Below are 26,759 nucleotides of genomic sequence, written 5' to 3'. Positions count from 1 at the left end.
CCTGCGACCCGGCGACGACGTCGGCGCTCTGTCGAGGTAGTCAACGGCAAACCGACCCCATCGGGTGTCGATTGGCCCGGCGACGCGCCGACCGGTGTGCCGACCGGGGTCGAACGGCCGAATCGACTGTGACGCGGGACACCTCCGATCGGATGATCTGGGGAGGGCCGTTCGGCGATTCGTCGCTATCGCCCGAGCGAGACCGACGACATGTTGAAGTCCGGCACCCGGGCGGGCGGCATGGCCGTGCGCGTGAACCAGTCCTTCCACTCCCGCGGGAGCGTGCGTCCGGTGACGCCGACCTCCGTGGCGCGGCGCAGCACGTCGAGGGGTGAGTAGTTGAAGCGGAAGTTGTGGTCGACCTCGCCCACCACCTCACCGCCCTCCACGAGGTAGACGCCGTCGCGGGTGAGACCGGTGAGCAGGAGGGTGGTGGGGTCCACCTCGCGGATGTACCAGAGGCAGGTGAGCAGCAGGCCGCGTTCGGTGCGGCCGACGAGGTCGGCCAGGGAGCCGGCCGAGCCGCCGGTGAGCAGCAGGTTCTCCCCGGCCGGGGTGAACCTCGTGCCGAACTCCGCCGCTTCGGCCCGGGAGTAGACCAGCTCCCCGACGCTGCCCTCGCTGACCCACTCCGCTCGCCGGGTCGGCGCGCCGTTGTCGAACACCGACAGGCCCTCGCCGGAGCGGGTGGCCGTGAGGAACGGCTCGTACTGCAGGCCGGGTGCGGACGGGTCGCTGGCGAGCGTGAGCGGCAGCGCGGTGAGCTTCTCCCCGACCCGGGGCCCGTCCGGGCCGGCCAGCGCGCTGCGGCCCTCCTGCGCGGCCCGCCCGTCCAGGGACCAGGCGAGGTACACCATCAGGTCCGCGACGGCCGAGGGCGGCAGCAGGGTCTCGTACCGGCCGGCCGGCAGCGTGACGCGCCGGTTGCTCCAGCCCAGCCGCCGGTCCGCCTCGGCGGCGAGCGCGAGCACGTCCACATCGGTGAAGTCGGCGGTGGACACCCCGGTCCACGCCGAGCCGGTGAGGTCGGAGGTCTTGGCGTTCAGCTCGACGGAGCCGGTGGGCTGCACCCAGCGCCTGCGGATGCCGGTGGAGGTGCCGAGCCACACCGTGGAGAGCTGGTGCGTGGCGAAGCCGTACTGCCGGTGCGGCCCGGCGAGCACCTCGGCCAGGCCCTCGGCGAACGCGCCGAACACCCCGATCGACGTCTCGACGGCCGGCTCGCCCCACGCCGGGTCGTCGACGTCCGGGTCGAGCAGCGGCGCGGCGTCCTTCGCCGGCCCCGCGTCGCGTGCCGCCGCCTCCGCGGCCCGCACCAGCTCCTGCAGCTGGGGCTCCACGGTGACGGCGACGCTCGAGCTCACGACGCCGGCGGCGATTCCCCCCTCGACCTCGACGAACGCGATGACCGTTGTGCGCCGCGAGGTGGTGTGCCCGTTCGTCGTCATCGTCGAGTTGGCCCACCGCAGCGCGGCCTCGCTGGACTCGCGCACGAGCACGGCGCACCCGTGCAGGTGCCGCGCCGCGGTGAGGGTGCGCTCGACGACCTCCTGGGCTCTCACCGCTCGCGCTTCGCGCGGGCGCTGTGGCACTGGTTCGCGCGCAAGCTCGCTCACCGGCCCTCCTCCTGCGTGTTCAGCACGTTCACCCCGCGGAACCGGGCGGCCGGGCACCCGTGGCTCACCGCCGCGACCTGCCCCGGCTGCGCCTTGCCGCAGTTGATCGCCCCCTGCAGCTGCCAGGTCGACGGCCCGCCGACGGCGTCCATCGCGCCCCAGAAGTCGGTGGTGGTGGCCTGGTAGGCCACGTCGCGCAGCTGCCCTGCGAGCTTCCCACCCTCGATGCGGTAGAAGCGCTGACCGGTGAACTGGAAGTTGTAGCGTTGCATGTCGATCGACCACGACTTGTCGCCCACGACGTAGATGCCGCGGTCGACGCCCGCGATCAGCTCGTCGACACCGGTGTCCCGGACCGGGTCGGGCTGCAGGGACACGTTCGCCATCCGCTGGATCGGCACGTGGTGGGGCGAGTCGGCGAACGCGCACCCGTTGCTGCGCCCGAGCCCCAGCCGCGGCGCGAACGTGCGGTCGAGCTGGTAGCCGACCAGCACGCCGTCGCGGACGAGATCCCACTCGGTGGTGGCCACGCCGTCGTCGTCGTAGCCGACGGTGGCGAGGCCGTGCGGGACCGTGCGGTCACCGGTGACGTGCATGTGCTCCGAGCCGTAGCGCAGGCGGCCGAGCTGGTCGGGCGTGGCGAAGCTGGTGCCGGCGTAGGCGGCCTCGTACCCGATGGCGCGGTCGTACTCCGTGGCGTGGCCCACCGACTCGTGGATGGTGAGCCAGAGGTTCGTCGGGTCGATCACGAGGTCGTAGGCGCCCGCCGCCACCGACGGGGCCTTGACCTTCTCGGCGAGCAGCTCGGGGATCCGCACCAGCTCGTCGTCGAAGTCCCAGCCCTGCCCGGTGAGGTACTCCCAGCCACGGCCCACGGGCGGGGCGAGCGAGGCCATGGTCTCGAAGCCGCCTGCCGCCCGGTCGACCGCGGTGGCGACGATCGACGGCCCGATCCGGACCCGCTGCTGCAGGGTGCTGGTGCCCGCCGTGTCGGCGTAGAACTTGTTCTCCAGTACCTGCGAGACGTCCGCGTGGACGTGGTCGACGCCGTCGGAGGCGAGCAGCCGGCCCGACCACTCCGCGAGCAGCGCGACCTTGTCCCGCACCGGCACGGTGAACGGGTCGACGTCGTACGCCGACACCCACTCCACGCCCGCGTGCACCGGCTCGCCCGCACGCACGACCCGCTCGACGGCCACCGGGGCGAGGGTGCGCGCCACGTCGACCGCCCGCTCGGCGGTGGCCGCCGCGCGTTCCGGGGTGAGCTCGACGTGGGAGGCGAAACCCCACACCCCGTCGACGATCACCCGCACCGCGAGGCCGATGGTCGTGGTGTCGCTGACGCCGGTGACGGAGCCGTTCCGCAGGTCGATCCCCTGGGATCGGATCCGCTCGACGCGCAGGTCGGCGTGCTGGGCTCCGAGCTCGCGCGCGCGGCTCAGCGCGGCGTCGGCGAGCGCCGCGAGCGGCAGCGCGCGGAACTCCGGGACGATGCGTTCGGCGGGCACGCGACCAACCTACTGATCTCCGGGGTCGTCGGGGTCCGGGAACAAGGCGTCCACCGGTTGCTCCCGGACGGTGGCATCGGGGCCGATCCGCAGCACGCGGTCGGCGAAGCGGTCGCCGTCGAGGTCGATGGCGATCACGAGATCGACCCCGTCGACGGTGACGGCGGTGTCCGGGGTGCCGTCGCCGTCGGTGTCGAAGGCCTCCTCGGGCACCCGCCGGGGCTCATCCACGGCTACCGACCTGGTCTGCCGCCAGCAACGCCAGCTCGCGGTCGACGGCGCCGCGCCTGCGCAGCACGGCTGCGTCCAGCGCGGTGGAGGCGGCGAGATCGAGCTCGACGAGCCTGCGGTCGAGGTCGGCGTCGATGGCGACGGTGGCCGTCCCGACGATCTGCTCGACCCTGCGGTGCAGGCGCGCACGTTCGGCCGCGAGCCGCCGGGCACGGGCGGCGACGACGAGCGTGGTGAGGCCCACTCCCACGGCGAGCGGCGCGAGCGCCGGACCACCGAGCGCGGGCAGGCCGACGAGCGGCAGGGCCGCGAGCGGGAGCAGCGCGAGCCGCCCGAGCGCAGCGCCCTCGAGCACCCCGGCGAGGAGCGTGGACCCCGGTGCCAGGGGTTCCGGGGCCGGCGGCGGGCCGGGCGCGCGCGGCACCGGCAGGCGCGGCCAGCCGGGCTCCATGACCAGCCCGCGCTCGGTGGCGATGCGGCGCAGCGGCGGGCCCAATTCGGCCGCCCACCGGGCCGCGGCGGCCGTGGCGACCTCGTCCACCGCGGCCGCGACCCGCTCGGGGAGCCGTTCGCGGGCGGCGCGGTCACCCCGCCGGACGTGCTCGGCCGCCTCGCGCCGCAGCCCGGCCAGCGCGGCGGCCGCGTGGCCGGTGGCGGCGAGGCGGCTCAGGGCAAGGCAGCTGCGCAGCTCACCCCGGTGGCCACCGGCGAGCCGTTCCCGCAGTGCGCGCAGCTCGCGGCGGCGGGCCAGCACGGCGTCGGCATAGCGGTCCGGCATGGCAGGCAGGCTCCCAGGCGAACGCGGTGCCGGGGCCCGGACGGGACGGAACGTGTGCGGCTGTGAACGGTTCGGGGAGCGAGCGGTTCAGAAGCCGCAGTCGATGCGTGCCCGGTGCTCGGTGAACCGGTCGATCCACGCCGACTTGATCGTGCGCAGCGGGAACCGGTTGAGCCGGTAGATCACCGCGCGGCCGGCCCGGTCGACGGTGACGAGGTGGGCCTGCTCCAGGATCTCCAGGTGCTTGACCGCGGCCTGCCGGGAGACGTTCAGGCCGGAAGTGAGCTGCGCCTGGCGCTGGCCGTCCTCGTCGAGCAGCCGGTCGAGGAGCCGCCGTCGCGTCACGTCGCTGAGCGCGAAGAAGACCCGGCTCGCCTGCCCTGTGGTACTCGGCTCGGTCTCGGTATCCACCTAACACCCCTGCCTCGGAAGAGCTGCTGCCGAGGTTAGCGATCGTTCAACGATCTGACAAGACTGCAATCCTCTACTTCGCGGCCTCGGCTTCGGTCACGAGGCGCGCGTACCGGGTCCCCGCCGCCAGCAGGACCAGGCCCGCGCCGAGGAAGGCCGCCACCCGCGCCAGCCCGTCCAGCGCCACGAGGTCGAACAGCACGAGCTTCCCCACCGCGGCCGCCACCAGCACCATCCCGGCGATCCGCAACGCCGGCCTGCGGACTCCCCTGGCGAGCAGCACCAGCGCCACCGCCGTCCACGACACGGTGACGAGCGCGTGCCCCGCGGTGAACCCGGCACGGTCGTCCGACCCGAGCAGGGCGAGCGCGACCACCAGCGACGTCGCACCGTAGAGGCCCACGACCCCAGCCGGAACCCAGAGCGCAGCCGACCCCGGATCCGGGCGCACCAGCCCGCACCGGACCCCGGCCACCAGCAGGGCCACCGCGAACGCCAGCACCAGCACGGAGACCGCGGCACCGACGACGAGCGGCCCGTGGCCCGGTCCGGCGTACGCGGACGAGGGATGGTGGACGAGGCCGTCGAGCGGGGCGTCGCGACCGAGCGCGATCAGCACCCCGATCCCGCCGTACGCCGCGCCGACAGCGAGCGGCAGCCGGGCCCGCAGCTGCGCCGCCAGCACCGTGGCGACGATCGCCTGGCCCAGCAGCACGACGGTGGCCGCGGAGCCGTCCAGCGCGACGAGCGTGGCCTGGAACAGGGCCAGCGCGGCCGCCGCGACGGCGACCACCCGGACCGTCCTCACCCGCCCCGCCGGCTCCGCAAGCTCCCATCCCCCGATGCGCGGCGCGGCCGGCACCGCCGCGAAGGCGGCGAGCGCGACCACCGCGACGGCCGCGACCGCGGCGCCGTTCCACCCACCCCACGCGGCCGCCGTCACGAGGACCGGCACCGGCGCCACGGCGACGAGCGCGCCCACCGGGCGGGCCGGCAGCACCCGGGCCGCCGGCAGCGCGGTCGCGAGCCCGGCGACGAGCGCGCCGATCGCGACGGCGACGGTCGGGGCGCGCTCCGCCGCGTCCGCGAGACCACCGACGACCGCGCCGTAGAGCGCCGGACCCGCCGCCGCCACGACCGCGAGCGTCGGCCAGCGCCGCCGCAGCACCACCGGCAGCGCCGCGAGCTGCAACGCCAGCACCAACGCGACCAGCAGCCATCCCCACACGAGGGCGGGCGCCAGCACCGCGGCACCGACCACCACGCCACCGCCGAGCAGCTGCGCCCGCCACCGGTCGGCGAGCCCGAGCCCGGCCGCCGCGACCACCAGCGCCACCACCAGCGCCGGCGTCGGCGCCAGGAAGCCGTAGAGAGCGGTGGCAGCCGCCACCGCGAGGTACAGCGTGGCGAACCCGGTGCCGGCCAGCGCGAGCGCGCCGACCCGGGCATCCACCTTGCGATGGAGGCGCAGTCCGACGCCGATCAGCGCGACACCGAGCACCGCTCCGCTCGTCACCCGCCCCAGCGGGCTGAACCACCCCCGGGACGCCGCGAGTGCGAGGAGCAGGACGACGCCGAGCAACGTCACCCCGCCACCCGTCCAGGCGAGCACGCGCGCTCCCGAGAGCTGCGAACGCGGCGCCCGCGGACCGCCCCCTTGCGTCCCGACGGGGGACGCTCGGTCCGCGGGCGCCGGCGCCGGCTGCGGGAGCCGGCCGGGTGCTCCGGGGATCCCCTCGGTCCCCGGAGCACCCGAACCCTCCGTTGCCCGCAACCGCAGCAGCTCGGCGCCCAGCCGGTCCAGCCGGCCGCCGAGCAGGTGGAGCTCGGCCGCCAACGCCGCGTACGGATCGGCGGCCGTGCTATCGGTGCCCATGCCCGAGGAGCATCCGCGGCTGCCGCCGCCGCGAGGTCCGTAGCGCTACCGGGTTCGGATCACGAAACGGTCACGCGCACCTGAGGACGCTCAGCCGCGGGACGGGCCCGACCGGGCACAGTGGGGCGGACTCCGAGATCCTTGCCGACACTCACCAGTGTGACCAGGTCACGCTGGGTGCGGGGCCGCGCCGCGCGGGGGCCGGCGCGGCCCACCCGACCCGGCGATTCGAAGAAGGGGGCAACCACTCAGCGCTTTCACGCGTCAACAAGTACGTGACCACGGTCCAGCGCAGCGACGGCCCACTCGGAGCGACCGCCCGTCCGGGCGACCCGCTCCCGGCACCCGCAACCCGTGCGGGAGGGGCTCGTTGTCCCGTTGGAGCGGACCCGTCTGGAGGATGTGTGAGCGCCGTTTCATCCGCCCGTGCGGCCGCCTTCGGCGGCCCGGCTCCGTCCGAGCTGCACGCGCAACGCCCGGCACGGACGCCGCTGCCGCACGCGCAGCGCAACCGCACGCCGTTCCCCACCGTCTCGGTGGTCGTGCCCACCCGCAACGAGGCGCGCAACCTGGAGATCGTGCTCCCGGCGATCGCCGCGGTGCGCCCGACCGTCCACGAGATCATCGTGGTCGACGGCGACTCCACCGACGGCACCGTGGAGACCGCGAAGCGGGTGCTGCCGTGGGTCAAGGTGATCAAGCAGACGCGCAAGGGCAAGGGCAACGCGATGGCCTGCGGGTTCGCGGCGGCCACGGGCGACGTCATCGTCATGTTCGACGCCGACGGGTCGGCCGACCCGGGCGAGATCCCGGCGTTCGTGTCCGCGCTGGTGGCCGGGGCCGACTTCGCGAAGGGCAGCCGGTTCACCCCCGGCGGCGGCAGCGACGACATCACCCTGCTGCGCAAGTCCGGCAACGCCGGCCTGAACGGTGTGGCGAACGCGCTCTTCGGCACGAGCTACACCGACCTCTGCTACGGCTACAACGCGTTCTGGGCCGACCTGCTCCCGGTGCTCGAACTCCCGCCGACCGACACGCCTGCTCCGGCGGAGGGGATGCTCTGGGGCGACGGCTTCGAGATCGAGACCGTGCTGAACTGCCGGGTGGCCGCGGCCGGGCTGAAGATCACCGAGGTGCCGTCGATCGAGCGTCAGCGGGTGTTCGGGGACACCAATCTGCGCACCTTCGCGGACGGCGCGCGGGTGCTGCGTACTCTGCTGGCCGAGCACCGGCGGGCCGACCGCCGCAAGTTCGACCGCCGCATCTGACGCGCGGTCGCTCGGTAGGAGGAGACCGCCCGTGAACAGTCCGGCCGTCACGGCGACCGTCGTGGTCTGCGTGTACACCGAGAAGCGGTGGGACGACATCGTCGCCGCCGTCGGCTCGGTCGCCGCGCAGGACGTGGCTGCGGCGGAGACCCTCGTGATCGTCGATCACAACCCGGCGCTGCTCGCGCGCGCGCAGGAGGAGTTCGGTCCGCCCGGCGTGCGGGTGCTGCCGAACGCGCACAAGCAGGGGCTGTCCGGGGCGCGCAACACGGCCATCGCGGAGGCGGTGGGCGACGTCGTGGTGTTCCTCGACGACGACGCCGCCGCCCGCCCCGGCTGGCTCGCCGCGCTCCTGGAGCCCTACGGCGACCCCACCGTCAAGGCCGTGGGCGGGGTGGCGCACCCGCGCTGGCCGGTCAACCGGCCGCGCGTGCTGCCCGGAGCCGCACCGTACGACCCCAACGCCACCGGCGAGCTCGACTGGATCGTCGGGTGCACCTACACCGGCCAGCCGGTGCGGCAGGCCGAGGTGCGCAACCTCATGGGCTGCAACATGTCGTTCCGGCGCGAAGTGTTCGAGCGCATCGGCGGCTTCGCCGAGGACATCGGGCGCATCGGGAAGAACCCGTTGGGCTGCGAGGAGACCGAGCTCTGCATCCGCGCCCGCCAGGCCTACCAGCGGACCGGCGAGAAGATCCGGATCGTGTTCGAGCCCGCCGCCGCCGTCGACCACCGGGTGAGCGCCGACCGCGTCCACTGGGACTACCTGCGCCGGCGCAGCTGGGCGGAAGGCCTGTCGAAGGCGGCCGTCTCCAAGCTCGTGGGCAGCGACGACGCCCTGTCCACGGAGCGCAGCTACGTGGCCAAGGTGCTGCCGACCGCCGTACTGCGGGAGCTCAAGGAGGGCCGGGTGTCGTCGGCGGCGGCCGTCGTCACCGCGCTGGCGTGGACCACGGCCGGCTACGTGCGCGGCAAGCTCCCCGGTGCCACGTCCGGCGTTCGGCTGCCCGCCGCGCAGGCCCCGACCAGTGGCAGCTGAGGCGCCGCACCCGCCGATCCCCAGCTTCGTCCACCACCGCAGCCGGCTCACCGAGGGCCAGCAGCACGCATGGGATCGCTGGTGGCCCGAGCGCGGCCGCGACGTCGGCGACATCCTGACCGGCGCCGAGCCGTACGACCCGCCGGCCTGGTTCGGCCGCCGGGCACCGCTGGTGCTGGAGATCGGGTCCGGGATGGGGGAGTCCACGGCCGAGCTCGCCGCGGCCGCACGGGGCGTCGACCACGTCGCGGTCGAGGTGTACGAGCCCGGGCTCGCCCAGCTGCTGATGCGGATCGCCGACGCCCGGCTCACCAACGTCTCCCTGCTGCGGGGGGACGCCGTCGCGCTGCTGGCGGAGCGGGTGCCACCCGCGTCGCTGGCCGGGATACGGATCTTCTTCCCGGACCCGTGGCCCAAGCGGCGGCACCGCAAGCGCCGCCTCGTCCAGCCGGACTTCGTCGCGCTCGTCGCGTCGCGGCTGGAGCCCGGCGGCCTCCTGCACCTGGCCACCGACTGGGACGACTACGCGCAGCAGATGCGCGCCGTCTGCGACGCCGAGCCCGCGCTCGAGAACACGGCCGCCGACCGGCCCGGCGGGTGGACCCCGCGCCCGGAGTGGCGGCCGGTCACGAAGTTCGAGCAGCGGGCGCGCATCGAGGGACGGACGGTGCACGACCTCGTGTACCGCGCTTCTTAGCTCGGCGCCTGGAGGCCGGGGACCTGGCGGCTGCGGCCCCGGAACTCGGCCACCGCCCGGTCGCCGTCGCGGACCGTGACGTCGTACAGCCCCGACCTGCCGGCGCTGGCCCGCTCGACCGCCTCGGCGACGAGCTCGGCGCCGAGGCCGACCGGGCGCAGGAACGTGATGTCGGCTCCCGCCGCGACGGCCGACGGCCCGTGGCTGTTGCACGCGTAGGCGAACGCGGCGTCGGCCAGGAAGAACAGGTACCCGCCGTGGCAGATGCCGTGCCCGTTGACGTGCCGTTCCTCGACCGTCAGCGCCACGCGCGCCCGGCCGGGCCCGACGTCGAGCAGGCGCACGCCCACCCCGCGGCCCGCGGTGTCGGCCCGCTCCATCGCCGCCGCGGCCTGCCGGGCGACCTCGAGCTCATCGCTCACGGTGGATCCACGTCTCGTGCAGGTGGCGCGACCGCAGCCCGTGCGGCGCGTCCGCGTGCCGCTCCAGCAGGACGCTGCTGCGCCGGCCGGTACGGCCCGCCGGGCCTTCCTGCCATTCCTCGTACGTGACGACGACACCGCCCGCGTCGGCGTGGACGACCGCGACGTCGTCGATGCGGATCCGCAGGCCGGGAGCGGCGCCGTGCGCGCCCTCGAACCCGGGCAGCAGCTCGTCCCGGCGGAGCAGCGCGCCGTCCGGCGTGACCATCGTGAAGTCGGGGGAGTGGGCGTCGGCGAAGGCGCCGAACGCCTCGGGTGTGCGCGGGGTCCGGCCGTCGAGCCAGTCCTCGATCACCCGGTGCAGGCCGTCGATCTGGGCGGCACAGCGCTCGTGCAGCTCGTCCATCACGTGCGGATGCTAGCCGGATAGGGTCGAGCGATGATCCCGACCGGGACGGTGCCCCCGACACCGCGTGTGCTCCTCGTGTGGGATGCGCCGAACATGGACATGAGCCTCGGCTCGCTGCTCGGGGCGCGCCCCACGGCGGCGTTCCGCCCGCGGTTCGACGCCGTGGGCCGGTGGTTGCTCGAGCTCGCGGGGCCGGAGTCGGTCGCCGAGGCCACCGTCTTCACGAACGTGGCGCCGGCCAGCACGGAGGTCGTCCGGCCGTGGGTCGAGGCCCTGCGCAACGTCGGCTTCGCGGTGTTCGCCAAGCCGAAGATCTCCGAAGACTCGGACGTGGACGACGACATGCTCGCCCACATCAGGCTCCGCGCCACGGAGGGCAGCCTGCGCCACCTCGTGGTCGCGTCCGGAGACGGCCGCGCGTTCCGCGAGCCGCTCGAGCAGCTGGACGCCGCGGGCACGACCGTCACGGTCATCGGCTTCCGCGAGCACGCGACGTTCGCCCTCAACTCCGAGGTGATCGAGTTCGTGGACCTCGAGGACATCGACGGCGTGTTCCGCGAGCCGCTCCCGCGCATCACCCTCGACTCCCTGCCCGACACCGGCGCCTGGCTGCCGCCGTTCCGCTCGCTGCGGTCGCTGCTGGAACCGCGGCGGTGATCGGGGGATGGCAGCCGGCGGGGCGGGTGAGCGGAGCGATCCGGCTCGTCGCGCCGGTCGTGCTGCCGTGCGACCCGCGCTGCTCCGTTCTGCGCGACGGGGTCGTGGACGTCGACGAGAACGGCCGGATCGCGCACGTCGGGCCGCGGGCGACGGCGCCGGACAGCCCGGCACCGGTGCGGGCGCTGCCGGGCGCGCTGCTGCCCGGGCTCGTGAACACCCACGCGCACACGCCGATGATCGCGCTGCGGGGCATGGGCGGCGACCTGCCGCTCATGCGCTGGCTGCAGGAGGTGATGTGGCCGGCGGAGGGCCGGCTCGAGGCGGCCGACGTGCGGGTGGCGATGACGTCCGGGTGCATCGAGCTGCTGCGCACCGGCTGCACCACCAGCGTGGAGATGTACTTCTTCACCGATGCCGTGATCGACGCGGTGTCGGCCGTCGGGTCCCGGGTGGTGCTGACGCCGGGGATCATCGCCGCCCCGGGCTGGGACCGCCTCGGAACCTGGGAGCAGATGCGCGACGACGTGTCCGCCCGGATCGACGCGGTCGGCGTGCGTTCCGGGGCGGGGGAGCGGATCGAGCTCGGCTACGGCCCGCACTCCGCCTACACGCTCCCGCCGCACGCGCTCGCGTCCGTGGCCGAGCACGCCCGTGCCCGGAACGCCCTGATGCACATCCACGTGGCCGAGACGACGGAGGAGGACCGGGCGCAGCGGGCGTCGCACGGGTCGGTACCCGCGCTGCTCGACGACGTCGGCGCGCTCGGCGGGCGGGTCCTCGCCGCGCACGGCGTGCACCTCTCCGAGGAGGACATCGCGCTGCTCGCGTCCCGCGGCGCCGCGGTCGCCCACTGCCCCGGCTCCAACGCCAAGCTCGCCGCCGGTATCGCCCGCGTGACGGCGCTGCGCCGCGCCGGGGTGCGCGTCGGCCTCGGCACCGACGGCCCGGCGTCCGGCGACGACCTCGACCTGTGGGCCGAGGCCCGCCTCGCGGGCCTGCTCGCCCGCGTCGGCAGCGGGGACGCCGCAGCGCTCACCGCGGCGGAGCTGCTCCTGATGTCCACCCGGGATGGCGCCACCGCGATCGGCCGCGACGACCTGGGTGCGCTCGAGGCGGGCCGGTGGGCCGACCTGGTGCACGTGGACCTGGACGACCCGGCCTTCGTCGCCCCCGACGACGATGCCCAACTGCTGTCGAACCTCGTGTGGGCCGGCGGGTCCCGCCTGGTGCGCGACGTGTGGGTGGCCGGGGAGCAGGTGGTCGCCGGCGGCGAGCCGACCCGGGTCGACCGGCGCGCGGCCACGGTGGCGCTGCGGGACGCGGCGGCCCGGCTCCGGGCCTGAGGTCCCGCACCGGGAGCTACCGGGTGCGGCGGTGGCGGCCGGTCTCGGGGCGGCGGCCGCGGGCCGACGCGGGAGCCTGGGCGGGGATCGGCGCGGTGAGCGGGTCGCGGCGGAACTCGTCGACCGGATCCGGTCCGTAGGCGGGCTGCCGCTGCCGGCCACGCCAGCCGCTCCGGGTGAGCGCGTGGAAGATCGGGGTCAACGCGGCGTCGTCGTTGTACGCATGCCGCCCGCCGTCCGGGCCCCACTCCTCGTCAGCGCTCGGAAGGCGGGTGGCCGCCGACCAGTCCAGGTCCGTCACCAGCTCGGACACAGGTCACCTCCGTGATCTCGGTGCGCCGCCGGACCGTGGATCGGGTCCGGCGCGTCCACCACCCACAACGGGGACCCTCGGGAGGGGAAACGGCTGCGGCCGACCCGTTACAGGGATGGGAAGGGATTCCGCTCGATCGGGTGGAATCCGCGTGTCGCACCGCCCTGCCGAGTAATCGGACAACACGCGCAGTTTTCGCGACGAACGGAAATCAGGCGGCGGTGTCGAGCTCCTCGACGGTGTCCAGGTCCAGCGCGAGCGAGGCGGCCCGGACGTTCTCCTCCAGGTGCGCCACGTCCGTCGTGCCCGGGATCGGCAGCATCACCGACGAACGCTGCAGCAGCCACGCCAACGCGACCTGCGCCGGCGTGCCGCCGAGCCGCCGCGCCGTGGCGTCGAGCGCGCCGCCGGGTTCCGCGAGCCCACCGGCGGCGATCGGCGCCCACGGGATGAAGCCGATGCCCTGCTCCGTGCAGTAGCGCAGCACGTCGTCACTGCTGCGGTCGGCGATGTTGTACCGGTTCTGGACGGTGGCGATCTCGACCACGAGGCGAGCCGCCTCGATCTGCTCGACCCCGACCTCGGACAGCCCGACGGCCGCGACCTTGCCGGCCCGCTGCAGCTCGGCGAGCGCGCCGTACTGCTCGTCCGCGGGCACCTGCGGGTCGACGCGGTGCAGCTGGAACAGGTCGATCCGCTCGACGCCGAGCTTGCGCAGGCTGTTGTCGCACTGCTGGCGCAGGTACTCCGGTCTGCCGTAGGCGTGCCATTCATCGGGGCCGGTGCGCAGCAGGCCCGCCTTCGTCGCGACCGTCAGACCGTCGTACGGGTGCAGCGCCTCGCGGACGAGCTCCTCGGCCACGTCCGGGCCGTAGGAGTCGGCGGTGTCGAACAGGTCGATCCCGAGGTCGGCGGCGCGCCGCAGAACGGCCACGGCGGCGGCCCGGTCGGCGGGGGGACCCCAGATGCCGGGGCCGGTGAGCCGCATGGTGCCGAAGCCGAGACGGTGGACCGGGCGGCCCTGCTCGCCGCCCAGGTCGAAGCGGCCGGATGCGGCGGCGGGGCGGGTGTCGGAGAGTGTGCTCACCCCCCACACCATTGCACCGGCCCGGACCGGCCCGCCGCAGAACGTGACAGGCGCCTCGCCCTGCGTCATGCGGTTCACCCGGCGGTGCCACAACCGGTGATCGGCGCCGCAGATTGCCGGGTCGGGACGGGCGCACTACCGTTCCGACGTGGCCAAGATCGTGCCGTTGCCGCAGGCCGTGTCCGAGCTCGTGCACGACGGCGACACCGTCGCCCTCGAAGGTTTCACGCACCTCATCCCGTTCGCCGCGGGCCACGAGATCATCCGGCAGCACCGCCGGGGGCTCACGCTCGTGCGGATGACACCCGACCTGATCTACGACCAGATGATCGGGGCCGGCTGCGCGTCCCGGCTGGTGTTCTCCTGGGGCGGCAACCCCGGCGTCGGGTCGCTGCACCGGATGCGGGACGCGCTGGCAACCGGCTGGCCCGCCCCGCTCCAGATCGAGGAGCACAGCCACGCCGGGATGGCCAACCGGTACGTGGCGGGGGCCTCCGGGCTGCCGTTCGCGGTGCTCCGCGGCTACAGCGGCACCGACCTGCCCGACCACAGCGACACGATCTCGAGCGTCGTGTGCCCGTTCACGGGCGAGCGGCTGGCCGCCGTCGCCGCGCTCAACCCGGACGTCACGATCGTGCACGCCCAGCGCGCGGACCGCGACGGCAACGTCCAGCTGTGGGGGATCACGGGCGTGCAGAAGGAAGCCGTGCTCGCGGCCCGCCGGTCGCTGGCCACCGTGGAAGAGGTCGTCGACGAGCTGACGCCGGTCCCGGGCGCCGTGGTGCTGCCCGGCTGGGTGCTCGACGCGGTGGCGACGGCCCCGGGCGGTGCGGCACCGTCGTACGCGCACGGGTACTACGACCGCGACAACGCCGCGTACCGGGCGTGGGACGCCGTCAGCCGCGACCGGGAGGCGTTCACGGGCTGGCTGCGCACGATCGAGGAGGCGGCGGCATGACCGGGACCGCGGAGCCCGTTGCGGGCAGGCATGCGGCGGCGAGCTGGACCGCCGACGAGATGATGAGCATCGCGGCCGCCCGCTCCCTGCGCGACGGCCAGGCCTGCTTCGTCGGCATCGGCCTGCCGTCCACGGCCGCCAACCTCGCCCGCAGGCTGCACGCGCCACGGCTGGTGCTGATCTACGAGTCCGGTGCCCTCGCCACCACGCCGGAGGAGCTGCCGCTCTCCATCGGCGACGGCATCCTCGCCGACTCCGCACTGACCGTCGTCAGCGTGCCGGAGATCTTCAACTACTGGCTGCAGCCGGGCCGCATCGACGTCGGCTTCCTCTCCGGTGCCCAGGTCGACCGCCTCGGCAACATCAACACCACGGTCATCGGCGAGTACGACGATCCGGCCGTCCGGCTCCCCGGGTCGGGCGGCGCCCCCGAGATCGCCGCGTCCTGCCGAGAGGTGATCGTCGTGATGCGGCACCGGCAGCGGGCCTTCGTCGAGCGGGTCGACTTCGTGACGTCCGTCGGGCACGGCAGCGGTCCCGGCGACCGGGAGCTGCTCGGGCTGCGGGGAGCCGGCCCGGTTCGCGTGATCACCGATCTCGGCGTGCTGGAACCGGATCCCGACACGGCCGAGCTGGTGCTCACCGCGCTGCACCAGGGCGTCACCGTGGAACAGGTCCGGGCCGAGACCGGGTGGCCCCTGCAGATCGCCGCCGACCTGGTCATCACCGCACCGCCGAGCACGACCGAACTGGAGACGCTGCGCGCGATGCGCACCGTCGGCTCGAAGGGGAGTTCATGAGCGTCGCCCTGCACCACGTCGACGAGGGGCCGCGCGACGCGCCCGTGATCATGCTGTCCGGCTCGCTCGGCTCCACGCTGGACATGTGGCGGCCGCAGGTCGCCCCGCTGACGGAACGGTTCCGCGTGATCCGGGTGGACCACCGCGGGCACGGCGGCTCCCCGACGCCGCCCGGGCCGTACACGATCGCCGACCTCGCGGGCGACGTGCTCGCCCTGCTCGACCACCTCGGCCTGGAGCGCGTGGCGTGGTGCGGGCTGTCGATGGGCGGGATGGTCGGGATGTACCTGGGGTCCGAGGCCCCGGAGCGGATCGCCGGCCTCACCCTGCTCTGCACCAGCGCGAACTATCCGGACACGACCGTCTGGAAGGAGCGGATCGCGGCCGTCTCCTCCGGCGGCACCGCGCCCCTCGCGGAGGGGATCGTGTCCCGGTGGTTCACCCCCGACTGGGCCGCCACCCATCCCGATGCGATGGCCGAGGCGGCGGCGTGGGTGGCCGGCACGCCCGACGAGGGGTACCTCGCCTGCTGCCAGGCGCTCGAGGTGTGGGACCACCGCGACCGGCTCGGCGCGATCACCGCCCCGACGCTCGTGATCGCCGGTGCCACCGACCCGTCCACGCCGGTCGAACCCCACGCCCGCACGATCGTCGAGGGCATCCCCGGCGCCCGGCTGGAGGTGCTGGACGCCGCCCACCTGGCGACGATCGAGGCGCCGGACGAGGCGACGCGGTTGATCGCGGAGCACGCCGCCGCCCACCCTGCCTAGATGAGTAGGTCCGAGCTCGACGGTTGGCGGCTGATCGGTCATGCGGGCAGGGACGGTTGCTCGGGCGTGCCGTTCCCGGCTGGCCGGTTCTGCCCCGGCGCCCGGACCCGGGCCCCGCGCGGGAGTCAGCCGGGATCGCCACCTGGCAGTTCATGATCAGCGTAGCCGGGACATGCGCTGCACCCCTGCAGCTGATGTCCCGTTCCCGCTGATCAAGACCTGGTGGTCGGTCGGATCCCGGGACCCGGGGGCCCGGAACTGTCGGGCGGCCACAGGAGTGCGAAGCCACAGGGGTGCGGGGCGGATCGGGACCACAGCCAGTGGAGCGGGCACCCACCAGGGACGGTCTCGTCCAGACCGGCGTGCCAGACAGCCGGGGACGGCCGCCAGAGCGACCACCGGGTCCGGTAGTTGTGCCCACCCAGCCACCACACACACAGGAAGCGGCCGGGGAAAGACCGGCGACCGCACACGGGACCGGGTCGAGGTCGCGGGGCAGCCAGTCACCGTCCGGGTACGGCGCGCCCACCGCAACGTTTCATGATCATGCCCCGGGAGGCCAGGACCGGGCCCGGTGCGCCCGGCGGGCGCGGCCGGTGGCTCGGTCTGTCGCCGACGGTCTCATGATCGCCGTAAGCGGTCGTGGAGCCGCAGATTTGCGGCTCTGGAACCGCACCCGGCGATCATCGCAGGGGACGGCCGGGGTCGGACTCACTCATCTAGGTGTGATCTCCGGCGAAGGCCAGGAGCAGCTCGGCGGTCCGCGCCGGTTCCTCGAGCGGGGGCGAGTGCCCGACACCGGGGAGCATCTCGATCCGCGCCCCCGGGACCACCCGGTAGTCGGCGGCGGATGACGACCGCCAGCGTCGGTCCTCGGCACCGAAGATCACCAGCAGCGGGACGCCGAGAGCGGCGAGTCGGTCGGGCAGCGGGCGCTGCCGCAGGTAGTCCTCGGCGGCCCGGTGCGCCGCGGTGAACGCGTGGTGGGTCATCCCGAGGACGTCGTCGACGACCGCCTGGGGGATGGCGACGTCCCGGGTGACGGCGGTGGCCGCGGCCCGTCGGACGAGAGACTCGGTGCGCAGCCGCCACAGGAGCCGGCCGACGACGGGGACCTGCAGGAGCCGGGTGGCGGGTCCTTGCGGGATGAAGGCGTCGAGCCTCGGTCCGGTGTTGAGGAAGGCGAGCGCGGTCACCAGGTCCCGTCGCCCTTCGGTGAGCGCGGTGGCGACCGACCCGCCGGTGGAGTGGCCGACCACGACGGCGCGACCGACCCCCAACCGGTCGAGGGCCTCGCCGACCCGGCGCGCCTGGTCGGCGATCGCGTAACCGGCGCCCGCCGGCTTGGCGGACCGGCCGTGCCCGAGCAGGTCGATCCGGATGACGCGGTGGGACTCGGCCAGCATCGGGACCAGCAGGTCCCACGACCTGGTCGACGCGGTGAACCCGTGGATCAGGACGAGCGCAGGGGCGTCCCGCGGGCCGTCCTCCGTGACGTGGATCTGCATGTGCCCACCGTCGGGGGACCCGGCCGGCGGGTATTGGACGAATGTCGCCGCGGTCCCGCGGCTCGTAGCATCGGGTCGTGCGGTCCAGCGCGTTCGGCCGGGACGGCGTCCTGGAGGTGGTGCCTCCGGCACGGCCGAGCCGGTTGCCGGGCGTCACCATGGCCGGGTTCCGCGATCGGGGCCCGGGGCCGCTCGACATGCGGGTGATCCCGCATCCGGCGGTGACGCTCGCGGTCGATCTCAGCCCCGGAACGTTGAACGTCGACGACACGACCGGCCGCCGGCGGGGCAGTTTCATCGCCGGGCTGGCGTTCGGCGACGTGTGGGCGCGCGGCCGGGGTATCGAAGCCGTGCAGGTACGCCTGTCCCCGATCACCGCGTACTCCCTGCTGGGCACCTGCCCCGCCGATCTCGGGGGCGCCGTGGTCGCCCTCGACGACCTCTGGGGCCGGGACGCCGCACGGATCCAGGAGCGCCTGGGCCTGGCCCGCTCGTGGCAGGAGCGGTTCACGCTGGCCGACGACCTGCTCGCCCGGCGCTGCGACACCGGGCGGAGCGTGCACCCCGAGGTGGCCAGGGCGTGGGATCGGATCGTCCGGAGCGGAGGGCAGATCCGGGTCGAGGACCTGGCCGCCGAGATCGGCTGGAGCCGCAAGCGCCTGTGGTCCCGGTTCCGGTCCCAGATCGGGATCCCCCCGAACCGCGCCGCGAAGCTGGTCCGCTTCCACGACGCGGCCCATCGACTGGCCGCCGGTCTCGGCCCCGCCCGCGCCGCCGCCGAATCCGGCTACTTCGACCAGTCCCACCTCCACCGGGACGTCCGGGGGTTCAGCGGGGTCACGCCCGCCGTCCTGGCCGGTGAGCTGTTCCTGGCCGTGGACGACGTCGCATGGCCCGGCCAGGGCCCACCCGTCACGAGGGCCGCCCACCGGGCGCATCAGGCCGCCGGCTGGTCGACCAGCACCTCCTCGTAGGTCGGCGCCTTCTTCACCAGGCCGCTGTCCAGGTGGAACGTCCGTGCCGTGTCGTACGGGCTGCGTTCGAGCCGGGGCGTCTGCGGGATCTCCCGCCCCAGGATGGGCACGAGCGCGTCGAGGGCGGCCGCGTCGGTCTTCTCGAGGTACTGGCCCAGGAGGTCGCGCACCTGCCCGGTGTCGCCGTGGATGTCGGCCAGGGCACTGGCGATCGCCCGGTTGAACGCCGCGAGCTCGGCGGGCTTGCGGTCCAGCAGCTTCCGCGTGCTGAACACCACGCCGTGCAGCGCGCCGCGCAACGAGGGCACGTCGCCGCGGACGGGGGAGATGAACGTCCGGCCGACGTTCGCGGCCTCCGCCTGCTGGGCGATCGGCTGGAAGAACGCCAGCGCGTCGACCCGGTCCGCCTGGAGCGCACCGATCGCGGCGGTCGCGGCGCCGCCCAGGTTCACCAGCGTCGCGTCGACCGCGGCGTTGCGGCCGGTGCTGGTGAACAGGTAGTTGACGAGCGCCTCGGTGCCGCTTCCCGGCCCGGTGATCCCGATCCGCTTCCCGACGAGTGCCGCGATCTTGTCCTCGAGGGTGGCGGGCTCCTCGAACGACGGCGGCACGACGATGTCGACGTAGTACTCCGTGACGAGGCTCGTCACGATCCGCGTCCCGTCGTCGATCTTGGCCAGGTTGAAGGCGTCGGTGATGACGCCGGCCCCGAGGTCGATGCTGCCGCCCTTCAGGGCGGCCGCCACCTTCGCGCCGGTGCCCAGCCGGGGTCGCTCGCCGAGCCGCACGCCCTCGGCCGCGAAGTAGCCCTTGTGCTCCGCGACGAACAGCGGGAAGAACGCCACCGAGTTGCTGATCTGGCCGACGTTGAGGACGCCCGGCGGGGTGGTCGAGTAACGCGTGGCGCACCCGGCCAGCAGCAGCGGGGTGGCCGCGAGCCCTTTCAGGACCGTCCTGCGGTCAGTCATCGGTCGGCTTCCACCGGTTGACCCGGCGCCCGGTCAGCCCGACGAAGACGTTCAGGACGCTCGCGATCACGCTGAGCACCACGAGCGTCGCGAACACGCCCGCGGTGTCGAACTGCGCCGCGGCGTCGTTTATGAGGTAGCCGAGCCCGCGGTTGGACGCCACGAGCTCGCCGATCACCGCGCCGATCAGCGCGTACGGGATGGACACCTTCAGCCCGGTCAGCACCCCGGTCATGGACGCCGGCAGCACCACCTTGAGGGCGATGTCGCGGCGGGTGCCACCCATGAGGCGCACGGCGTCGATCAACCCGCGGTCCACCTCGCGCACGCCTGCGGCGGTGTTGATGAACACCAGGAAGAACACCGTCACGGCGGCGAGCAGCACCTTCATGTGCATGCCGATGCCGAACCACACGATGAACAGCGGGGCGAGCGCGACCTTCGGGATCGAGTACAGCGCCATCACGAAGGGGTCGAGCACGCGGTACACCAGGCTCATCGACGCCAGCACGAACCCGGCGAGCGCCCCGGCCACCGCGCCGAGGAGGAACCCGTAGACGATCTCCTGAACGGTGATCCACGTGTTCGTCCACAGCGTGCCGTCGGCGCTCCACTCGACGAGCCGTCCGACGATGTCGCTCGGCCTGCTGATGAACGTGCTGTCGATCCACCGGTCGGCCGCGATCTCCCACAGCACGAGCACCACGGCGAGCAGGGCGATCCGGGTGGACCACACGACGGTGGTCGTGCCGTGCCGCTGCCACCACGTTCGCTCGAGCCCGACCCGCACCGGTCCCGCGTCGACCGCGACCGTCATGGCTGCTCCTCCTTGAGCGCCGTGGACAGTTCCCTGTGCAGCGCCACGAACTCCGGGTCGACCCGCAGGTCGTCGGCCGAGCGGGGGCGGGCCAGCCCGATATCGCGGTCGAGCAGGATCCGGCCGACCCGGCCGAGCACCACGACCCGGTCGCCGAGCAGCAGCGCCTCCTCGATGTCATGGGTCACGAACACCACGGTCTGGCCGCTGCCCTGCCACAGCCGCAGCAGCTCCAGCTGCAGCTCCGTGCGCAGCTGCGCGTCGAGGGCGCCGAACGGCTCATCCATCAGCAGCGTCTCGGGGCTGCCGGCGAGCAGGCGCGCGAGGCTCGCCCGCCGCCGCATGCCTCCCGACAGCTCGCGCGGGTAGTGCTTCTCGAACCCGCCGAGGCCGACCCGCTGCACGAGGTCGGTGGCGACGCTCCGCCGCTGCGCGCCGTCGACCCCGCGGATCTCCAACGGCATCTCGACGTTGCGCAGGACGTCGCGCCACGGCATCAGCGTGTCGTGCTGGGTGAGGTACCCGATCTGCGTGTCCGGCCCGGACAGCCTGCGGTCCCGGTACCGGACCTCGCCCGCGCTCGGCGGGGTGAGGCCGGCGAGCATGTTGAGCAGCGTCGACTTGCCGCAGCCGCTGCGCCCCAGGATCGTGACGAAGCTGCCCTCGGCGATGTCCACGCTGAGCTCGCGCAGGGCCACGATCGCCTCGTCGTCCTTGGCGAACCGCTTGGTCACCGCGTCCGCGGCCAGCACCGCTGTCAACGCGGGTCCCCGGGCGCGTCGGGCAGCGGGTCGGCCCCGGCCAGCCACCGGCTGTTGTGCACGGTCATGAGCCGCACCTCGGCGTCGGTGAACCCGGCGTCGAGCAGGCGGTCGGCGGCCAGCGCGAGCCCGTCCTCCACCGGCGGGTTGAACGGCTGGCCCAGGTCGCTCGAGATCACCGAGTGCCGCGGCCCGACCTCGCGGATGTTCCCCAGCCACACGTCCCAGGACACCTTGCCCGTGTACGGGGTTGTGTAACAGCGTTCCAGCAAGGCGCCCTTCTCCGCGAGCGCGCGCTGCCGCTGCACCCCGATCCGCTGCGACGTGAACTCCGGGTGCGTCACGACGATGCGGCGCACCCCTTCGCCGAGCGCGGCGTCGATCACCGCGGCCGACTCGTCCTGGTGCAGGTGCCCCGTGGCGAGCGTCATACCGTGCTTGGCGACGAGCCGCAGCATCTGCCGCGTGCGTTCCAGGACCTTGCCCTCGGCGTCGAGCACGTCCACCGGGTCGGCGGCCATGCCCGCCGCGGCGAGGTCGGCCTGCAACTGGGCCCACATCGGCGGTTTCGCGCCCTCGGGTTCCTCGGCCTGGCAGGCACGCTGGTTGGCGCTGTCGACCGTGGGCAGCCAGACGAACCGGGCGCCGCCCCGGCCCGCGATCTCGACCGCGATCGGGTTGAGCCCGCCGACGGACGCGTTGAGCGTGATGGCACCGAGCGCGTCGATGCCGGGATGCGCCCGCCGGACGACCTCGGCGCGCTCCGCGGTGGGCGCGTAGTGCGACTTGAGGACGAAGCCCGCCATGCCGACGGCCGCGAACCGCTCGGCCAGGGTGACGTCGTCGATCCGCCGCCGCATCACGTCGGGGGCGACGTGGATGTGCACGTCGTAGGCGCCGCGGACGAGCTCGCGCGCCCGGTCCGATGGCACGGGGTGGTCGGTCATGGAGCTCCTCTGCTGCATTCCTCGCCTAGATTGTCAACAATTATGGACACACAAGACCAGAGGAGGCACATGACCGCAACGATCGCCGTACTCGGCCTCGGGGAGGCCGGTGGCGCACTGGCCCGCGACCTGCTCGTCGCGGGCGCCGTGGTGCGGGGCTACGACCCCGCCGTCCCCGCCCCGGATGGCGTGCTCGACACCGGATCGGAGGCCGAGGCCGCCGACGGCGCCGACCTCGTGCTGAGCGTGAACAGCGCTTCGGCCGCCGTCGACGCGCTGAACGCCGGCCTCGGCACCGCCCGGATGTGGGCCGACCTCAACACCGCATCCCCGGGGACGAAGCGCAGGCTCGACGGGATCGCGACGGAGCGTGGGCTGCCCTTCGCCGATGTGGCCATCATGGCGCCCGTTCCGGGCCCCGGGTTGCGGGTGCCGATGCTCACCACCGGCGGCGCCGCGGCACGGGTGGCCGAGATCCTGAACCCGTTCGGCGCCTCGGTCGAGGTGATGGACGGCCCGGCGGGGCTCGCGGCCGAGCGCAAGCTGCTGCGCAGCGTGTTCTTCAAGGGGATGGCGGCCTCCGTGGTCGAGGCCCTGACCGCGGCCCGGGCCGCCGGGTGCGAGGACTGGCTCCGGGGGATCATCGAGGACGAGCTGACCCGCGCGGACGCCGCCACCGTGGAGCGGCTGGTCAGCGGCTCCCACCGGCACGCGGTGCGACGTACGTCGGAGATGGCGGCGGCGGCCGAGATGCTGGCCGAGCTCGGCGTACCCGCCGACGTGGCGGGCGCGGCCCGCGATCACCTGGCCCGGCTGTGACGGCCGTCACCAGTTCCGGCCGGCAAAAGTCCGGAGGCGGTTCCGACCCCTTCACATGACTCAGCTTCTGAGGGTTCAGAACTTCACCGTCTCGCGTGACGGGTTCGGTGCCGGCGAGCACCAGAGCCTCGAGAGGCCGTTCGGCCACGCCGACCCGGGCAAGTTGATCGCTTGGGCCGGCGCCACGGCGAGCTGGCCCAACCGCACCGACCCGGGCGGGAGCCGCGGCCTCGACGACTACTTCACGCGGGACTTCACCCACAACATCGGCGCCGAGATCATGGGCCGCAACAAGTTCGGCCCGCAGCGCGGGCCATGGCTCGACCACGACTGGCTCGGCTGGTGGGGTGACGAGCCCCCGTTCCACACCCCGGTGTTCGTACTGACCCACCACCTGCGCCCGTCGTTCACCCTCTCCGACACCACGTTCCACTTCGTCGACGGCGAGCCGGCCACGGTGCTCGAGCAGGCGCGGGAGGCGGCGCAGGGCGAGGACGTCCGGCTCGGTGGCGGGGCCACCACCATCCGGGAGTTCCTCGACGCCGACCTCGTCGACACCATGCACGTGGCGGTCTCGCCGGTGGAGCTCGGATCCGGGGTACAGCTCTGGGAGTCACCCGACGAGCTGCTCGACCGGTTCCACCTCGAGGTCGTGCCCAGCCCGAGCGGCGTGACCCACCACCTCCTCTGGCGGAGGTGACCCCGCTCAGCGGGCGACCGGTCGGTCCGCCGCGGGGCGGGTCCACCACACCGCCTCCCCGCGGGCGAGACCGGGCAGGCTGCGCTGCACCGCGTCCAGCCCGCGGACCGGAACGGTGCCGGTGAGCCGCCAGCGGGTGGCATCGCCCGCCGTCGCCTCGATGCGCGCCCCGAGCGCCGTGATCCGCGGGGCGACCTCGCTCAGCACGTCCGCGGGGATCTCCAGCTCGAACGCGTGGTACGGCTCGTACACCTGCGTGCCGGCCCGCTCCAGGGCCTGGGCCAGCACCGACGCCGTCAGACCCCGGAAGTCGGCGGCCACGCTCACGGGGGCCTCGAAGCCCGACCGGACGAGCGTGACCCGGCAGTCGGTCACCGCCCACCCGCGCGGTCCCCGCCCACTGGCGAGGTGCACGGTCTCCTCGATCGCGGTGTGGAACGCCCGCGGGAGCGCACCGAGCTCGGTCTCGTACCGGAACGTCACGCCGCTGTCGCGCGGCGCGGGCTCGACGCGCAGCCCGACCGTCGCCCAGAAGCGGCCCAGCGCGGGCCCGCGCCTGCCGAACTCCTCGGCGGCCACACCCACCCCGACCGGGCGCTCGACGCAGACGATCCGGCTCGGCGCGAAGCCGGCTTCGACGCCGTACTCGACGGCGAGCCGCTCCGCGATCACCTCCTTCTGCACCTCGCCGTACAGCAGCACCTCGGTGGCTCCGCCCGGCACGACCCGCGCATGGATCAGCGGGTCCTCGTCCGCCAGGCTCGTGAGCGCCGTGTGCAGCCGACCGGCATCGGCCGGGTCGCGGGGACGCACGGCCGTGCGCAGGGTCGGGCGGGCGAAGCGCGGACCGTCCTCGTCGCCGCCCGCGGAGCCGAGCCGGTCGCCCACCTTCGGATCCAGCCCGCCGACCCGGCCGATGTCTCCCGCCACCAGCCGGCCGGTGCCGTTGCGACCGACCACCCGGAGGGAGGTCACCTGCCGGAAGATCTCCTCGCCACCCCTGCGGATGACGACGCGCTGCCGCGGGCGTATCTCGCCGGCGAGAAGGCGCAGGTAGGCGACCTTCTGACCGGACGGCGCGCGCTCGACGGCGAATACGGTGCCCCGCGGTTCCGCGGCCGCCACTGCCGGTGCGGGCGGGAGCAGCCGCACGATCCCGTCGAGGAGCGCCGCGATGCCGGCCCCGCTGAGCGCCGATCCCGCGTAGAACGGGTGGACCCGCCCGGCCGCGGTGCCGGCGGCGAGCGCGTCCGCCACCTCGGCCGCCGTGAGCGGCGGGCCGTCCACGACCCGGGCGAGCACGCGGTCGTCGGTCTCCGCGAGCGCCTCGGTGAGCTCCGGGTCGTCGAGGGACTCGGCGACGACCGCGGCCGCCCGCGCCCCCAGGTCACGGATTCTCGTCATCCTGATGACATTCGGCGCGACCGTGCGCCTGACCTCGGCGAGCAGCTCCTCGTGACGAGCGCCACTCCGGTCGATCTTGTTGGCGAAGAGCAGCGCAGGCAGCCGCATGTCGCGGACGGTGCGCATCAACACGCGCGTCTGCGCCTGCACGCCCTCGACGGCGGACAGCACGAGCACCACCCCGTCGAGCACGCCGAGCGCGCGCTCGACCTCCGCGATGAAGTCCGGGTGACCCGGCGTGTCGATGAGGTTGACCTGGGTGGCGCCGACCGTGAACGCCGCCACCGCCGAGCGGACGGTGATGCCGCGCTGCCGCTCGATGGCGCCGGTGTCGGTCTGGGTGTCGCCGCCGTCGACGCTGCCGAGACGGGCGATGGCGCCGGTGTCGTAGAGGAGGCGCTCGGTGAGGCTGGTCTTACCGGCGTCGACGTGAGCGAGGATGCCGATGTTCAGGGTGTGCGGGTCGGGCATGGGCGACGAAGTCCTCGATTACCGCGAAGCGATGGGGACGCTGGGGTGTTCCGAGGAGTTCGCGCATCGAAGGGCTCCTGCCGCCGGTCGTTCGGACCGGGTGATGGTGTCGAGGCCCTACCGGTCGGGCAACCGAATTCGGCGCGGACGCCCGGCTGAGAGGTGGGCCTGCGCGGAGGCCCGACACCCAGTTCCTGAGCCATGGTGTCGACGACGTCGACGCGTGCGCCCGGCGGATCCGATCGGCCGGTGGTCGAGTCGAGGAACCCGCCGACGCCGGACACGGACGGTCCGCGAACTGCACGGACGACCAGGGATTCCCCTTCGGGATCTACCAGGGTGGACCGGCGACGCAGGATCGACTGGCATACCTCACCTTCGAAGTGGTCGACTCCGCCCGCGCCCGCGCCTTCTTCGGCAGCGTGTTCGGCTGGAGCTTCAGCCCTGGTAGCCACGAGGACGGCTGGCAGGTCGACGAGATGTCCCCGATGGTCGGGTTGCACGGTGGGCACGCGCAGCCGACCGTGGTGCCGATGTACGCGGTGGACGACATCGCGGCGGCCGTGAGCGGAGTCCACGCGGCCGGCGGCACCGCCACCGAGCCGGAACGGCAGCCCTACGGCACCACGTCGTCCTGCGCCGATGACCAGGGCACCCGCTTCTACCTCGGCGAGCTGGACTGATCCGCGCGACATCGAGATCGGACCGGTGCCGGGAGCGCGCGCCTTCGGGGACCTACCCCGAATCGGTCAGGTCCTCGCCGAGCGCCCTCGTGACGGCGGCCTCGTAGGCGAGCAGGGTGTCGACCACGACGCTGCGTTCAGCCGGCGTCAGCGGGCCGAGCGCCTCTCGCCACGCCCGCGCGCCGGGGGCGAGCCACCGGGTGACTGCCGGGCGGACGTCGTCGTCCAGATCGACGATCCGCCGCCGCCGGTCGCCGGGATCGGCGCGGCGGCGCAGGGCCCCCTTGCCGCTCAGCTCGCTGACGAGCAGGCTCACCGTGGTCGGCGCGACGCTGAGCCGTTCGGCCAGTTCGGAGACGGTGAGCGGGCCGTCGAGGAGCAACATCGACAGCAGCGACAGGTGGCGCGGCGTCAGCTCCAGCGACCGCAGCGCCTCCGGCGGTGGCATCTTCTTGACCCGCCCGACCAGTCGTGGGAACACGAGCATGAGCTCGCGCACCGCGCCGTCCGCAGCTTCAGGT

29 protein-coding genes are annotated in these 26,759 nt (G+C 73.9%); 12 read left to right on the top strand and 17 right to left on the bottom strand.

Annotated elements, in window-relative coordinates:
• Positions 1 to 185: 185 nt before the first annotated feature.
• From ACU436_RS25255 to ACU436_RS25230, 6 genes are all read right to left on the bottom strand, one after another.
• A complete protein-coding gene (locus ACU436_RS25255) occupies positions 186 to 1,562 on the bottom strand; it encodes a metallopeptidase TldD-related protein (RefSeq protein ID WP_459029352.1) in 1,377 nt (458 codons plus the stop codon).
• A 50-nt stretch (positions 1,563 to 1,612) separates the two neighbouring features.
• On the bottom strand, positions 1,613 to 3,124 hold the full coding sequence (locus tag ACU436_RS25250; RefSeq protein ID WP_459029350.1) for a TldD/PmbA family protein: 1,512 nt from the start codon (positions 3,122 to 3,124) through the stop codon (positions 1,613 to 1,615).
• 9 nt (positions 3,125 to 3,133) lie between these two features.
• Positions 3,134 to 3,355, bottom strand: a complete 222-nt coding sequence (locus ACU436_RS25245; protein WP_459029348.1) for a hypothetical protein — start codon at positions 3,353 to 3,355, stop codon at positions 3,134 to 3,136.
• Entirely contained in the window at positions 3,348 to 4,133 is a 786-nt protein-coding gene (locus ACU436_RS25240; protein ID WP_459029346.1) for a hypothetical protein, read from the bottom strand. Before ACU436_RS25240 ends, ACU436_RS25245 begins: the two co-directional genes overlap by 8 nt.
• Positions 4,134 to 4,220: 87 nt before the next feature.
• Positions 4,221 to 4,544 carry an ArsR/SmtB family transcription factor gene (locus ACU436_RS25235; protein WP_459029344.1) on the bottom strand — a complete coding sequence of 108 codons (324 nt, stop codon included), beginning with the start codon at positions 4,542 to 4,544 and terminating at the stop codon, positions 4,221 to 4,223.
• 73 nt (positions 4,545 to 4,617) lie between these two features.
• Positions 4,618 to 6,420 (bottom strand): DUF2339 domain-containing protein, encoded by a 1,803-nt coding sequence (locus ACU436_RS25230; RefSeq protein ID WP_459029342.1) that lies wholly within the window; start codon positions 6,418 to 6,420, stop codon positions 4,618 to 4,620.
• A 404-nt stretch (positions 6,421 to 6,824) separates the two neighbouring features.
• On the opposite strand from ACU436_RS25230, the gene ACU436_RS25225 reads away from it, so the two are divergent.
• Genes ACU436_RS25225 through trmB form a run of 3 tightly spaced genes read left to right on the top strand, consistent with a single transcriptional unit; the run spans position 6,825 to position 9,424 of the window.
• Entirely contained in the window at positions 6,825 to 7,688 is an 864-nt protein-coding gene (locus tag ACU436_RS25225; protein WP_459029340.1) for a glycosyltransferase family 2 protein, read from the top strand.
• A 31-nt stretch (positions 7,689 to 7,719) separates the two neighbouring features.
• Entirely contained in the window at positions 7,720 to 8,727 is a 1,008-nt protein-coding gene (locus ACU436_RS25220) for a glycosyltransferase family 2 protein (RefSeq protein ID WP_459029338.1), read from the top strand.
• Positions 8,717 to 9,424, top strand: a complete 708-nt coding sequence (trmB, locus tag ACU436_RS25215; protein ID WP_459029336.1) for a tRNA (guanosine(46)-N7)-methyltransferase TrmB — start codon at positions 8,717 to 8,719, stop codon at positions 9,422 to 9,424. The genes ACU436_RS25220 and trmB overlap by 11 nt, the downstream gene beginning before the upstream one ends.
• Here trmB and paaI read toward each other — a convergent pair.
• Both paaI and ACU436_RS25205 read right to left on the bottom strand, forming a co-directional pair.
• Entirely contained in the window at positions 9,421 to 9,804 is a 384-nt protein-coding gene (gene paaI, locus ACU436_RS25210; protein ID WP_459029638.1) for a hydroxyphenylacetyl-CoA thioesterase PaaI, read from the bottom strand. The genes trmB and paaI overlap by 4 nt on opposite strands.
• A gap of 31 nt (positions 9,805 to 9,835) precedes the next feature.
• A complete protein-coding gene (locus ACU436_RS25205) occupies positions 9,836 to 10,252 on the bottom strand; it encodes a DUF4440 domain-containing protein (protein ID WP_459029637.1) in 417 nt (138 codons plus the stop codon).
• 33 nt (positions 10,253 to 10,285) lie between these two features.
• Here ACU436_RS25205 and ACU436_RS25200 point away from each other — a divergent pair, with 33 nt between their 5' ends.
• Both ACU436_RS25200 and ACU436_RS25195 read left to right on the top strand, forming a co-directional pair.
• Complete coding sequence (locus ACU436_RS25200) at positions 10,286 to 10,912, top strand: NYN domain-containing protein (protein ID WP_459029334.1); 627 nt, start codon at positions 10,286 to 10,288, stop codon at positions 10,910 to 10,912.
• A gap of 26 nt (positions 10,913 to 10,938) precedes the next feature.
• Positions 10,939 to 12,258 (top strand): amidohydrolase family protein, encoded by a 1,320-nt coding sequence (locus ACU436_RS25195; protein WP_459029332.1) that lies wholly within the window; start codon positions 10,939 to 10,941, stop codon positions 12,256 to 12,258.
• Positions 12,259 to 12,274: 16 nt separating this feature from the next.
• Here ACU436_RS25195 and ACU436_RS25190 read toward each other — a convergent pair whose 3' ends face one another.
• Positions 12,275 to 12,571, bottom strand: a complete 297-nt coding sequence (locus tag ACU436_RS25190; RefSeq protein WP_459029330.1) for a hypothetical protein — start codon at positions 12,569 to 12,571, stop codon at positions 12,275 to 12,277.
• A 211-nt stretch (positions 12,572 to 12,782) separates the two neighbouring features.
• On the bottom strand, positions 12,783 to 13,658 hold the full coding sequence (locus ACU436_RS25185; protein WP_459029328.1) for an aldo/keto reductase: 876 nt from the start codon (positions 13,656 to 13,658) through the stop codon (positions 12,783 to 12,785).
• Between the two features lie 148 nt (positions 13,659 to 13,806).
• Here ACU436_RS25185 and ACU436_RS25180 point away from each other — a divergent pair, with 148 nt between their 5' ends.
• The 3 genes from ACU436_RS25180 to pcaD are packed head-to-tail and all read left to right on the top strand — an operon-like array spanning position 13,807 to position 16,186.
• Positions 13,807 to 14,616 carry a CoA transferase subunit A gene (locus ACU436_RS25180; protein ID WP_459029326.1) on the top strand — a complete coding sequence of 270 codons (810 nt, stop codon included), beginning with the start codon at positions 13,807 to 13,809 and terminating at the stop codon, positions 14,614 to 14,616.
• Positions 14,613 to 15,416, top strand: coding sequence for a CoA-transferase subunit beta (locus ACU436_RS25175; RefSeq protein ID WP_459029324.1), 804 nt, complete (start codon positions 14,613 to 14,615; stop codon positions 15,414 to 15,416). The genes ACU436_RS25180 and ACU436_RS25175 overlap by 4 nt, the downstream gene beginning before the upstream one ends.
• Complete coding sequence (pcaD, locus tag ACU436_RS25170; protein WP_459029322.1) at positions 15,413 to 16,186, top strand: 3-oxoadipate enol-lactonase; 774 nt, start codon at positions 15,413 to 15,415, stop codon at positions 16,184 to 16,186. The genes ACU436_RS25175 and pcaD overlap by 4 nt, the downstream gene beginning before the upstream one ends.
• Before the next feature lie 719 nt (positions 16,187 to 16,905).
• Here pcaD and ACU436_RS25165 read toward each other — a convergent pair.
• The gene (locus ACU436_RS25165; RefSeq protein WP_459029320.1) at positions 16,906 to 17,694 is read right to left on the bottom strand and encodes an alpha/beta fold hydrolase; all 789 of its coding nucleotides are present in this window, start codon (positions 17,692 to 17,694) and stop codon (positions 16,906 to 16,908) included.
• A gap of 77 nt (positions 17,695 to 17,771) precedes the next feature.
• Between ACU436_RS25165 and ACU436_RS25160 the strand changes: the two genes are divergently transcribed.
• A complete protein-coding gene (locus tag ACU436_RS25160) occupies positions 17,772 to 18,668 on the top strand; it encodes a helix-turn-helix domain-containing protein (RefSeq protein WP_459029319.1) in 897 nt (298 codons plus the stop codon).
• On the opposite strand, the gene ACU436_RS25155 is transcribed toward ACU436_RS25160, so the two are convergent.
• Genes ACU436_RS25155 through ACU436_RS25140 form a run of 4 tightly spaced genes read right to left on the bottom strand, consistent with a single transcriptional unit; the run spans position 18,632 to position 22,161 of the window.
• Positions 18,632 to 19,636: an ABC transporter substrate-binding protein gene (locus ACU436_RS25155; protein WP_459029317.1), complete on the bottom strand. Its 1,005-nt coding sequence runs from the start codon at positions 19,634 to 19,636 to the stop codon at positions 18,632 to 18,634. The genes ACU436_RS25160 and ACU436_RS25155 overlap by 37 nt on opposite strands.
• Entirely contained in the window at positions 19,629 to 20,453 is an 825-nt protein-coding gene (locus ACU436_RS25150) for an ABC transporter permease (protein ID WP_459029315.1), read from the bottom strand. Before ACU436_RS25150 ends, ACU436_RS25155 begins: the two co-directional genes overlap by 8 nt.
• A complete protein-coding gene (locus tag ACU436_RS25145) occupies positions 20,450 to 21,205 on the bottom strand; it encodes an ABC transporter ATP-binding protein (protein WP_459029636.1) in 756 nt (251 codons plus the stop codon). The genes ACU436_RS25150 and ACU436_RS25145 overlap by 4 nt, the downstream gene beginning before the upstream one ends.
• A 5-nt stretch (positions 21,206 to 21,210) precedes the next feature.
• On the bottom strand, positions 21,211 to 22,161 hold the full coding sequence (locus tag ACU436_RS25140) for a DUF6282 family protein (RefSeq protein ID WP_459029313.1): 951 nt from the start codon (positions 22,159 to 22,161) through the stop codon (positions 21,211 to 21,213).
• A 69-nt stretch (positions 22,162 to 22,230) separates the two neighbouring features.
• Between ACU436_RS25140 and ACU436_RS25135 the strand changes: the two genes are divergently transcribed.
• Positions 22,231 to 22,980 (top strand): DUF1932 domain-containing protein, encoded by a 750-nt coding sequence (locus ACU436_RS25135; protein WP_459029311.1) that lies wholly within the window; start codon positions 22,231 to 22,233, stop codon positions 22,978 to 22,980.
• 55 nt (positions 22,981 to 23,035) lie between these two features.
• A complete protein-coding gene (locus tag ACU436_RS25130; protein WP_459029309.1) occupies positions 23,036 to 23,680 on the top strand; it encodes a dihydrofolate reductase family protein in 645 nt (214 codons plus the stop codon).
• A 6-nt stretch (positions 23,681 to 23,686) separates the two neighbouring features.
• Here ACU436_RS25130 and ACU436_RS25125 read toward each other — a convergent pair whose 3' ends face one another.
• Complete coding sequence (locus ACU436_RS25125) at positions 23,687 to 25,555, bottom strand: GTP-binding protein (protein ID WP_459029307.1); 1,869 nt, start codon at positions 25,553 to 25,555, stop codon at positions 23,687 to 23,689.
• Positions 25,556 to 25,938: 383 nt separating this feature from the next.
• Here ACU436_RS25125 and ACU436_RS25120 point away from each other — a divergent pair, with 383 nt between their 5' ends.
• Positions 25,939 to 26,238 carry a VOC family protein gene (locus ACU436_RS25120; RefSeq protein WP_459029305.1) on the top strand — a complete coding sequence of 100 codons (300 nt, stop codon included), beginning with the start codon at positions 25,939 to 25,941 and terminating at the stop codon, positions 26,236 to 26,238.
• Between the two features lie 52 nt (positions 26,239 to 26,290).
• On the opposite strand, the gene ACU436_RS25115 is transcribed toward ACU436_RS25120, so the two are convergent.
• A complete protein-coding gene (locus ACU436_RS25115; protein ID WP_459029635.1) occupies positions 26,291 to 26,725 on the bottom strand; it encodes a MarR family winged helix-turn-helix transcriptional regulator in 435 nt (144 codons plus the stop codon).
• Between the last annotated feature and the right edge of the window lie 34 nt (positions 26,726 to 26,759).

The organism is Pseudonocardia wallangbongensis (assembly GCF_054486945.1).
Note: the sequence above shows the minus strand (reverse complement) of the source record. Positions and strands in the feature narration are given on the sequence as shown.